The 10,736-nt window shown below is 55.4% G+C and carries 7 protein-coding genes and 1 tRNA gene; 5 read left to right on the top strand and 3 right to left on the bottom strand.

The genetic code is table 11. From position 1 onward, the window contains the following. From V5D86_RS09355 to V5D86_RS09345, 3 genes are all read left to right on the top strand, one after another. Positions 1-416 (top strand): hypothetical protein (locus tag V5D86_RS09355; RefSeq protein WP_414596419.1); only part of this gene is annotated, 416 nt, incomplete at its 5' end. Position 417: 1 nt separating this feature from the next. Continuing rightward, on the top strand, positions 418-750 hold the full coding sequence (locus tag V5D86_RS09350) for a hypothetical protein (RefSeq protein ID WP_414596418.1): 333 nt from the start codon (positions 418-420) through the stop codon (positions 748-750). A gap of 121 nt (positions 751-871) precedes the next feature. Then, entirely contained in the window at positions 872-1,921 is a 1,050-nt protein-coding gene (locus V5D86_RS09345; RefSeq protein ID WP_414596417.1) for a tyrosine-type recombinase/integrase, read from the top strand. Here V5D86_RS09345 and V5D86_RS09340 read toward each other — a convergent pair. Further along, positions 1,900-1,986 (bottom strand) — tRNA-Leu (locus V5D86_RS09340). The genes V5D86_RS09345 and V5D86_RS09340 overlap by 22 nt on opposite strands. Positions 1,987-2,013: 27 nt before the next feature. Further along, entirely contained in the window at positions 2,014-2,787 is a 774-nt protein-coding gene (locus tag V5D86_RS09335; RefSeq protein ID WP_414596416.1) for a 4Fe-4S binding protein, read from the bottom strand. Positions 2,788-2,943: 156 nt separating this feature from the next. Here V5D86_RS09335 and iorA point away from each other — a divergent pair, with 156 nt between their 5' ends. Both iorA and iorB read left to right on the top strand, forming a co-directional pair. Further along, on the top strand, positions 2,944-4,758 hold the full coding sequence (gene iorA / locus V5D86_RS09330; RefSeq protein ID WP_414596415.1) for an indolepyruvate ferredoxin oxidoreductase subunit alpha: 1,815 nt from the start codon (positions 2,944-2,946) through the stop codon (positions 4,756-4,758). Then, positions 4,755-5,345: an indolepyruvate ferredoxin oxidoreductase subunit beta gene (gene iorB, locus V5D86_RS09325; protein WP_414596414.1), complete on the top strand. Its 591-nt coding sequence runs from the start codon at positions 4,755-4,757 to the stop codon at positions 5,343-5,345. The genes iorA and iorB overlap by 4 nt, the downstream gene beginning before the upstream one ends. Positions 5,346-5,673: 328 nt before the next feature. Here the strand turns inward: iorB and V5D86_RS09320 are convergent, their stop codons facing one another. Beyond that, a complete protein-coding gene (locus tag V5D86_RS09320; protein WP_414596413.1) occupies positions 5,674-10,674 on the bottom strand; it encodes a hypothetical protein in 5,001 nt (1,666 codons plus the stop codon). Between the last annotated feature and the right edge of the window lie 62 nt (positions 10,675-10,736).

Below are 10,736 nucleotides of genomic sequence, written 5' to 3'. Positions count from 1 at the left end.
GGACCTTTCCGATTTCCTCCGAAAACGGAAAGGGAGGTGAGAAAGGAATGGCAAGTGAATGGGATGACCTTATGCAGCTTTCTAAGGAAGAATTAGTCATAGAGCTCGTCAAGGAGCGCATATCGCATCGTGAGATCGATCTTAGACTGAGAGAGATTGTCGAGGTCTATTATCCGTCCGATGTGAAGATCCCTCTATATTGTGATGATAGGGATGAGCCTCGTCCGATTCCGGACGACTGGGCTTACAGGATCGCGATATACGCTTATGAGCATGCGGATGACAAGGATGACTTCAGCCCGTATGATCTGAATGGATACGGCATCGACGATGAGCAGGCAGAGGATGTCTACAGGAGGCTTAGGGTCGAAGGCATAATCATGAATGATGCGCACGACCTCGAGGGGTGGTTCTGACATGGCCTCGAAGGTGTCCGAACACGATTATGAGGCATCACGCGTCGATATAGAAGCGGATGAGATCTCCAAGCCTCGTCTCATCCGCAAATCCAATGTCCATCATGGTTCATCTGTTGTTGCGAAAGGTGATGCGAAGGTCACCATCAGGTCGCAATACCCAAGTTCCGGAAAAGGTCCTAAAAGACCTCCGGCAGGTTCTGTCATCGAATCGGACAGCATATATGTCGAGGCTCGCGAGATCGACCCTAAGGGTAGGACCAAGGATGGTTCTCGTGAGCAAGCTGTCGCCAAGAGGGGTGTTTGGTTTACCAAGCTCAGGAGGAACGAATGATGAACTGCGATTCCTGCGGCGAATGCCTGTTCCTGGAATTCGATTCCTTCGATGGGATATGCTGCCTTTTCGACGAGTACATCAGTCAGATGCAGACCTGCCCGCTGGACGGTGATGCCCGATGTCCCGCTATCCTTGGGAGGAGTTCGCCAACAAGTTCCTTGATTCCATGTACGGCGTATACGCCGAGATCACATGGAAGGACATGAACCGCAGGCTCAGGAGAATCGGCTTGGATATCAGGAAGCATCACGATGCCGGGAAGATATCCACCACCTCCCCGAAGAGGATGACTCCTGAGGATGTCCGTTATCATCTGTCCTATCGCAGAGGTCTCGGGTACACGAACGACGAGTACCGCCACGAGGTCAACACGTTCGTCGTCTTTTTCGATTTCTGCGAGAACTCCGCAGTCCGCACGTGTCTCCGCAAGTATCCTGTCCTCAAGCCGGTCGATGGTCACAGGAGATTGGAATGTCTCAGTCCTGAGGAGAGGAGAATCGTCATCGACGGCATCAATTCAGTAGAATCATCGGACGATTTTGAGATCGTCCGTTCATTCGCGATGCTCGCCCTGTTCATCGGATGCGGATGCAGGACCAAGGAGCTCCGCTACTTGGAGTGCTCGGATCTAGATACCTCCGAGTGGATCCTCAGCATCATCCATGTCAAGGGGGAGGCCACCTACGGTGAACCTCGTATGGTCCCTGTTCCCCCTCAGCACAGGGGGATCCTCCTCAGATATCTCGAGCTCCGTTCCGGCAACTGTCCCGAGGGCAAGGGCGCGTTGTTCCCTCCGACCCGCGGCGGTTCCGATTATCTTTGTGCCAATTCAATCAGGAAGGTGCTGGGGATCTCTCTCAGTAGCATCGGCATCTCCGCGGATCCGCGCAAGCTGCGCAGGACCTTCGGTCAGAATTACCTCGACTCCGACATCGATTCGATAGAATCCGTTTCCGTCCTCATGGGTCATTCGTCTACCAGGACCACCGAGAAGTACTACGCGAGGCGTAGGAACACCAAGGCGATCGAGGCCGCACGCAGCACATGGGGTTGTTCGGAGACAGCGAACCCATCCCGGATTGAATCCGAGGAATCCTCGAAGAAAGGACAGCCAGACAGTGTCGATGAGGGCCCTGAAAAGGGGGATGGTGCTGAGGCAGGGATTTGAACCCTGGAACCACTAAGGACAGGATCCTAAGTCCTGCATCTTTGGCCTAGCTTGATTACCTCAGCCCAGGACTGGGAAACGGACTCAGGTTATTACACTTTGGGAGGTCTCCCGTACATCCTTATGGTCTCGACCGCCTTCTCGGTGGGTCCCGGCCCCTTGTCATCCCCGACCGGACAGACTGCGATGCATCTCCCGCAGGGGGACCTTCCGACCTGTGCCAGGGGTGCCGTGTACTCCACGCACCCGCGCTTGTCCGTGATGCCCTCGGGATATCCCGTCCCAGCCACCGAGGACGAGGGGCATTGACGGGCGCACGCCCCGCATCCGATGCACAGGCCCTCGTCCATCGCCCTGCCGCAGGGGAGCTCCGCCGACGTTATGACGGAGGCGAACCTTATCCTGGGACCGTACCTTTCGGTCAGGAGCATGTTGTTCCATCCGAACGTCCCCATCCCCGCTAGGTACGCGGCATGGCGGTGGGAGAAGAACGACTCAGGCATCTCCCTGAGGCCGGCTATCCCGTGGTAGCCGTCCCTCGGCACGTATATCGCGCGGTGTCCCAGCGCGTTCAGCTCGAGGGCGATCCTCTCGGACGCCTGGTCCAGGAGGTCGTTGACGACCGAGTACAGGTGGTTGTAGTAGATGGACGGTGCGGTGTCCAGGATGCTCCTCTGCACGGGCACGCCGATGACCACGACGCTCCTGGCGTCCGGCATGATGTCCTTCGGTCTGTGTCCCTTGCCGATGCGCGAGGACACCAGGGGGTCGGTGTCCCAGCCGTCGGCCGGGGCCGCCGATATGTCGATGATGCCCATGCCCCTCGCCGTGTCGACGAGGGTCCTCCACAGACCTTCCGGATCCATGCTCCCGCGGAGCGCATACGGATATTTCAGATGTTCCAGGACAGGCGTTCCGATGCGTCCGGGGCATCCGTGACTGGGGGCGGCCCACGGTCCGTCCCCCGTGTCCGTACCTATTATAACCAGCGCCCCGATTACCGACCAGTTGAGGTTTCATAAATGTCGGATCTTTTGTCTGATGGGGGGAAGCACCTCCTCCTGGGAAACGAGGCCATCGTGAGGGGCCTCTTCGAGGCTGGCGTAGGTTTCGCATCCACCTATCCGGGGACGCCTTCCTCCGAGATAGGCAATCTCCTCGAGAAGCTGTCCGCCGATGCGGGCATGTACTTCGAGTTCTCCGACAACGAGAAGGTCGCCCTGGAGGTCTCCGCCGCGGCAGCCTCCGCAGGGGTCCGCTCGTTCGTCTTCATGAAGCATGTGGGTCTGAACGTTGCGTCGGACCCCATGATGACACTGGCATACTCGGGCGTCAGGGGAGGCATGCTCATCCTGACCGCGGACGACCCGTCCGCTCACAGCTCCCAGAACGAGCAGGACAACAGGTACTACGCCCAGCTGTCCCTGCTCCCGATGATAGAGCCGTCCACCCCCATGGGGGCGAAGGCGATGATCCCCGAGGCCTACAAGATATCCGAGGAGCTCGGGCTGCCCGTGATCTTCAGGACCACCACCCGCGTCAACCACGCCCGTGCTCCCGTGGAGTTCGGACAGAGGTCCGAGCCCGTGACCAAGGGGCACTTCGACAGGGACTTCGTCCGCTTCGTGAACATACCCGCCAACGCGAGGGTCAACAGGAAGAGGCTCCTGAAGCTGAACAAGGACGCCAGGGAGATGTCCGAGAGGTCCTCCCTGAACTTCGTCGAGGGCAAGGGCAGCGTCGGCGTGATAACGTCCGGGGTCTCGTACACGTACGTCAAGGAGGCAATGTCGGACGTCTCCATCCTCAAGCTCGGGTTCACCGCGCCCCTCCCGGAGAGGAAGATCGCGGACTTCATCCGCGGCAAGGAGAGGATCATCGTGGTCGAGGAGCTCGACCCGTACCTGGAGGACTCCGTGCTGAGGATATGCGCCCAGTACGGCCTGGACGTCCCCGTGTACGGGAAGAGGTCCGGACACCTGCCCAGGGCGATGGAGTACTCCCCCGACACCCTGAAGGGGGTGGCGGAGCTCGCCGCCGTCTGCGAGTTCAGGGAGCCCATGCCCCAGCCGGAGATCAAGCTGCCCGCCAGGCCCCCCACGCTGTGCGCCGGATGCCCCCACAGGGGGATGTTCGCGGCCACCAAGAAGGCGGTCGGGAACAGGGACGTGGTCTACTGCTCGGACATCGGGTGCTACACGCTCGGAGGCTCCCCGCCGTTCAACGAGGCGGACTACATCATCTGCATGGGAGGGGGCGCCGGTGCGGCGGGAGGGTTCGCCCAGTCCACCGACCAGCTCCCGATAGCGTTCATGGGGGACTCCACGTTCTTCCACTCGGGCATCAACCCGCTGATAAACGCGCTGTTCAACAACCACAAGATCGTCATGGTCATCCTGGACAACCGCACCACCGCGATGACGGGACACCAGCCCAACCCGGGGACGGGGAGGGAGTTCGGCGGCGTGAACACGCAGCCCCTGGACATCGAGAGCATCGCCCGCGGCGTGGGGGCCAGGTTCGTCAGGAAGGTCAACCCCTACGACATCAAGGCCACCACGGAGGTGATGAGGGAGGCCATCACGTTCGACGGCGTCGCCGTCGTGATATCGGAGCAGGCCTGTCCGCTGGAGCTGAAGAAGAGGAAGCTCCTCCCCTCCAGGACGTGCGACGTGGACCAGGAGGAGTGCGTCCAGTGCTTCACATGCCTGCGCATGGTCGCCTGCCCGGCGCTCATAAAGAAGGACGACAGGGTCTGGACGGACCCCACCCAGTGCATAGGGTGCGGCATGTGCGCCAACGTGTGCCCGAAGAAGGCCATAGGGGTGAAGAGATGAAGTACACGATACAGATCGTGGGGGTCGGAGGGCAGGGGGTGCTGATGGCATCCAACGTCCTGGGCACCGCCGCGATGAACGCTGGATACAAGGTCATGATGTCCGAGGTCCACGGGATGGCCCAGAGGGGAGGCAGCGTCATGTCCACCGTGAGGTTCGGGGACAACGTCTACAGTCCCCTGGAGGCCGAGGGGGGCGCGGACCTGATCATGGGGTTCGAGCCTGCGGAGACCGTCAGGAGCCTGCATCTCGGGAACGGGAGCACGTCGATACTGATGAACCTGGATCCCGTGCTGCCGTCGATGGTCGCCGCAGGGTTCGATGAGTATCCTGCGATAGACGACCTCGTCGAGGCCGTCAGGACCACCAACCCCAACGTGGTCACCATAGATGCGACCCTGATAGCCATCAAGGCCGGCAAGGCCGTCGCGGCCAACGCGGTGATGATCGGCGCGGTCGCTGCCATGAAGGACATCCCGCTGACCAAGGACCAGCTCCGCGAGGCGCTGGTCTCGCAGGTCCCCCAGAAGTTCCTCGACCTGAACCTCGACGCCTTCGAGCGCGGGTTCAACGCGATCAGGAACTGATTTGAAACATCACATGGGGGCATCCCCCCATGTCCTTCCGTTTGTCCCCTCGATGTGAAAGGGCCGCCCTCCCGAACGGGAGGGCTTGTTTGGCGAGCGTGTTCCTGTGCGCGGTCCCGTCGTCTCTCCGGGACGGGATGAGATGCCCGGACCCGTCTGATGGAAGATGGGTCCGCTCCGATGGCTGTTTGCTGTTCAGGTTCGTCGGGCGCGCCGGATCATTCCTCCTTTCCTTTGGTGAAAAGGAGGATGGAGGTCCTTCCGGACCTCCGGAGTTTGTCGTTTCAGGTGATTGGGATTGTTCTCTCTCTCGATCGTTCGTTTACGATCAGCTCCTCATGAGCCTCATGGCGACGATGATTGCCATGACGACGATGAGGACGACGAGGATGATCAGCAGGTAGTCCGTGATGGTCATTCCGTTGTCGGCTGCGGGGGTGTCGGGCTGGTCGGGAGTGAATCCGGACTTCTCGATACCGGTGAGCTGGAGGGTGATCTCTGCACTGATCCAGTTATCTCCTTCGGGAACCCCGGACAGAGTGATGCTGAGTCCGTTGACTCCGCAAGTGACACCCTTGGTCACTCCATCTCCGACCAGAGCGAGCTTGCCCTCTCCGGTGAATCCATTGTTGAGCTCGAAGGTGATCTCATGAGTTCCGGCAGTGAGTTCTACATCGTTGGGGAGAGTATAGATGTTAAGCCCATCCTTGACCAGGATCTGGCCGTCGATGAAGATGTCGTTGACACCTTCGTTGGCGAGGATTGTGATGCCGTAGATCTCCTTGTCGATCTTCGCATCGACTTTTGCGACATCTCCAACAACCTTTCCGACCATGGATTCGACATCCTCGGCCTCCCATCCAGTGAATCTTGCATTCTTCACAGGAATGTCGAAGTTGTCGGACCAGACGAAATTGATGGGATGTCCCTGCTCACTGTCGTCATAGACAGTCATCCAGAGGGCTCCGTCCACATAGTACTCAGTTTTATCGATATCCTCGAGGGACTTTAGCGTGGCTTCATCCATAGTGGTATCGGCTGCGACATACATTACCACGGTGGAGACAGGTCCGTTGACCGCTGCGGTGGCTCCGGTAGTATCATCTTTGACGACATGTCCAACTATAAGGACAGTGAAGGTTGCGGTTCCCTTGGCTTCAGTGGAAGTCTCTGCAGCGACGGAGAGAACTCCGCCGTTCTTGATCTCACCGTTTGTTGCTGTAAGTGCCTTTTCGGATGCGACGGACACGGTCCCCTCGATTATTAGAGAGTATATGTTCGCAGCTTCAGATTCAAGGGTGGAACCAGATGCGACGACGAAGTCTATTCCCTGGTCTCTGACTACGAGGTCTTCCTTTCCGACATAGGTTCCGGAGACGAGGGTCATGGATGCATACTCCTTCTTGTTCTCGTCGGCGTACTCTGTCATCTGTCCGAGGTCAGTGAATTGCATGACGCCTTCCTCGGTGGCTCCGATGTTCACTTTCTGGACGAATTTGAATGCGAAGGTGACATCTCCAACGGTTACAGCTCCGTTGAACTTTCCAACTGCATTGAGCGTGGATTTGACGAGCGTGATGGAGTTCACGTTGAATTCGGCATTTGCATCGACCACGAGTGTGGTGCAGTCATCGGTCGCGGTGAATGCGACATCTCCTGCGGTGACCTTTCCGCGGATGGTGATGTCCCCATCGATCTTTGCGAGGTTCTCGAGAGCGACGCTCAAAGGAGCGACGACGTTGTACAGTTCATTGTCAGTGTAATATGCACCGGACACAGGAACTCCTGTGGATAGGTATTTTGTTCCTTCTGCATCATAGGTGGCTCCGACGTTGGATCTGATCATTCCGTTCACGACGATGACGCTGCTGTTGTTCGGTGCGTTCTTGCCCTGGTTGACAGCGGTTTTGGCGAACGTGGTCTCGGCAGTGAGATCGTTCTCGATTATGAGGATGCCGTCGACGGTGAACGTGATTCCATCCTTCACCTCGAAGATTTCAGTGATTGCGGGCACCTTGACAGTGACGCCTTCGTCGATGGTCATGTTGCTGCTGATGTACAGTTCGGTGGTGGAAACCTCTATGGTCTGTCCTGCCTCAGCATCCTTGAGGGCGAGGGCCAGGGTGGTCCATTTGCCCCATCCGTCTCTGACAGCCTTTCCGTCGGCGTCGACTTCATAGGATTTCACATCGCTGACGATGGCACCGGAGACCTTGGTCTTGTCCGCTGCATAGACAGTTCCATCAATCACTTTTATTCCAGCACCGCCGGTAATTTTTCCTTTGGCATCAACATCGAGTGTGACGTTATTGTGATCCTTGACACATCCGATGGTCAGTTCCCCAGCACGGTTTATGTCGACTGCGAGAGTCTTGTCCGCAGGGATTTTAGCAGAAGTTGTGAGTTCCTGCTCTCCGAGGACAGTTACCTTCTTTACGTCGGCATTATCGTTCAGAACCTTCATGGCGGCATCGATTGTTGCGTAGTTGTAGACCTTGTCCTTGTCAGCATTCTGGGTCTCATACATCGTAGCGTTGATTACATTGCTGATCGGAGTGTTCAAGGTGGTGATAGTTCCAGCATCCTTCAAGGTGATCCCAGAGATTTCCTCATCTGCGTTCGTGGTGACGTTGTTGATGAACGTTCCTGCAGTGGCATCGATCTTTCCGGTAACAGTCAGGTTGCTAGGTACAATTTCATCTGTGCCTGGATTATAGTTTCCTGTAATTTTCTTTCCGAAATCAAGCTCGTCCTCCTGCCCGAGTACGAGTTCGGATGAGATCGTGATATCCTTTCCAGCCAGAGTGATCTTCGCGTTAGTGTGGTCCCCACCGTTTGCGATAGGTGCTTCAACAGTATCAGAACTCTTGATTGTTCCAGAGATGTCCATTGAAGATTCGACTATGGAGTCGCCATTATCGTCTTTTACAAGTTTCGCGCTCGCGGTGATCACGATCCCACCTGTACTGAATGTTCTGTCAGTTTCGTTGGTATCTCTCTTATCGATTCCGAGAGTCATGGCATGTTCCATCGAATTGGGTTCATCCTTGATCTCCAGACTTTCATTGATGTAAACGCTCAGCTTCTGGTTTCCATTTCCGATGGTAAACTCCTGAATATCAACAGTTGCTCCGGATTTCATCATATAGATTCTTACGTTACTGAATGCAGCGACTTCAGAGTCATAGATGATAGTTCCATTGTTCTCAATTATATTACAATAGTCGTGATTGAGCCTGTCTGCTGTCCTGTGTATATTCCCGTTTATCGTTAGGACAGAATTTTCGGATACGACGATTGTTCCAACCGTCTTCTCAGAATCAGATCCTCCGTTCGTTCCAAGCCTCACTATTCCCGTCTCAGCAATGTCAGCGTTGGCGTTGAATACAACCTTTCCTTGGGCAATGTTCAAGAGACCGTAGACTTGGATATCTCCATCTACGGTTATGACAGCTTTGTCTCCAGAGGAGTCAATCTTGAATATTCCTTTTTCTGTGACTGGCTGTTCAAGAGCCCCTTCGATTACAACGGTACCGTTAATGTCAGCAGTTACGTTGAGTCCCTGAAGGATCAGCTTCCCGCCTGCTTCGATAGTGATGGTCATTCCTTCGGGAACGATGAGCTTACCGGCAATGGTGACTGTCGCTCCATTCATGATCACAAGACTCTCGTTGACGGTGACGATCTGGCTCGGCCCAAAAGTAGGGTTGTCGATAATCGTTCCTCCGAGACTCGCTTCGACCATCGCATCAGGGTCGACGGACACCAGGATCTTGTCGTTCACGAAGTTTTTCGCGGGAACTGTAGCATTGGGTCCGACATTGACGTCTCCTGCAGAAGTGTCGGAGGAGGGTACGATCAGACTCTCGTTTCCAGCTCCTTCATGTTTCGTATTGTCCTCAAGGTTCCCAAGGATGTTCAAGGTGGATCCACTCTCGAGTTTTATCTTCGAAGTGTCTTCTCCGTCCTCAGAACCCATCGTAAGAGTTCTCCCAGCAGGAATTGTCAAAGTCGCCCCATTGTTGATGGTTATGTTACCAGTTCCAGTATAGGTTCCGTAGATGACTGCATCTCCACTGATGGTGATGTCGCCATCTTTAAGTGATGCGTTGATGATCTCGATGGATCCTCTCTGGAACACGGTGCCCTTTCCGATGGCGGTGTTTTCGCCAAGTTTGACTCCGTTCTCTTTCTCGGACTCATCAGTGAAATTAATGGTAATCTCCGAAGTAAGTGTGATTTCATTTTCAACGACAATCCTATCCACTGCTGTTGAAGTGATATCCTTCGCCTGTATGAGTCTGTCCTGGTGATTGACGTAAGCGGTTCCATTGACAATCACAAGCCCCTTTGTGTTCGTAATGTTGGTAAACACATACTTCCCAGTCTCACTGTTCCAATCCATACTCTTCTGCACATACTTGTAGCCGATGTTGGAGTCATTCCCTTCCCAATCGATATTTACGACTCCATTCTTACTTCCTTCAGATACAAAAACGGCTTTCGATCCACTGGCGGTGTTCTTCACACTCGATGTTTGATCGATTTTCACTGATACATTTCCAGTGTCATACTGATTTGTAACTACAATCGCAGTTTCTGCATCTCCTGTTCCGTTGTTTCCGACTGCAGTCCCCTCAACATAGTTATTTACCAATATAGTACATCCAGTTACACTAGATGTTCCAGTTTTGAAGTCAATTCCAACGTCACTTGAATTTATCACAGTGTCCTTTATGTCATTGATCTTCGTCGTTGCAGCATAGATCCCGAGGGGTGCATCGATCGTGCATCCATCCACGGTCATCTTCTCGTTCTCTCCGTAGGACATCCATATCCCAGCGGTCGAACCGTTGATCACTGCATCAGTGAAAGTCGCGGTGGATCCGCTGGCACCATTCTGTTTCCCACCAATAAGGAATGTGTAGTCTCCGGTATATGTCCCACCGATGACATTCAGTGTGTATCCGCCGGTGCTGTGTCCGCTCAGAACACGGACGTCGGTCGTGATCGCACTCCCTTCCTTCGAACCATCGATGGTGAGGGTTCCGGTGTAATTCGTATCTGCTGAATATGTCATCAGGACGCTTACACCATCGGCAGTAATAGTGTGACCGTTCAGGTCTATCTTGAGGTCGGTACTTCCGGCCAGGACGATCCCTGACGTGATCGTGATGTCCTTATCCAGGACAATGGTTTTTGTCTTGTCTGTGGCTGTGGTGGCTTCAGGCCATCCCGAGTTCCCTGGGATGGTGACATCCGTCGCGGGATTTCTTTCGTCAGCGCCCTCAGAAACAGGTGCGATCGCGCAGAATGCGCAGAACACCATTGCGAGGACGGCGACAGCCGCGAGGAGTTTGAGCTTGCACTGCCCCCCCCCCCGTGACTTCC

Source organism: Candidatus Methanoprimaticola sp. MG2, from assembly GCF_047501175.1.
In the GTDB taxonomy this organism is placed as follows: domain Archaea; phylum Thermoplasmatota; class Thermoplasmata; order Methanomassiliicoccales; family Methanomethylophilaceae; genus Methanoprimaticola.
This window is presented reverse-complemented; position numbering and strand designations above follow the sequence as displayed.

Bases quoted from the DNA above. Each gene is read 5' to 3' on its own strand.
- V5D86_RS09350 (WP_414596418.1), top strand. From the start codon at position 418: ATGGCCTCGAAGGTGTCCGAACACGATTATGAGGCATCACGCGTCGAT.
- V5D86_RS09345 (WP_414596417.1), top strand. From the start codon at position 872: ATGTCCCGCTATCCTTGGGAGGAGTTCGCCAACAAGTTCCTTGATTCC.
- V5D86_RS09335 (WP_414596416.1), bottom strand. From the start codon at position 2,787: ATGGATCCGGAAGGTCTGTGGAGGACCCTCGTCGACACGGCGAGGGGC.
- iorA (WP_414596415.1), top strand. From the start codon at position 2,944: ATGTCGGATCTTTTGTCTGATGGGGGGAAGCACCTCCTCCTGGGAAAC.
- iorB (WP_414596414.1), top strand. From the start codon at position 4,755: ATGAAGTACACGATACAGATCGTGGGGGTCGGAGGGCAGGGGGTGCTG.
- V5D86_RS09320 (WP_414596413.1), bottom strand. From the start codon at position 10,674: ATGGTGTTCTGCGCATTCTGCGCGATCGCACCTGTTTCTGAGGGCGCT.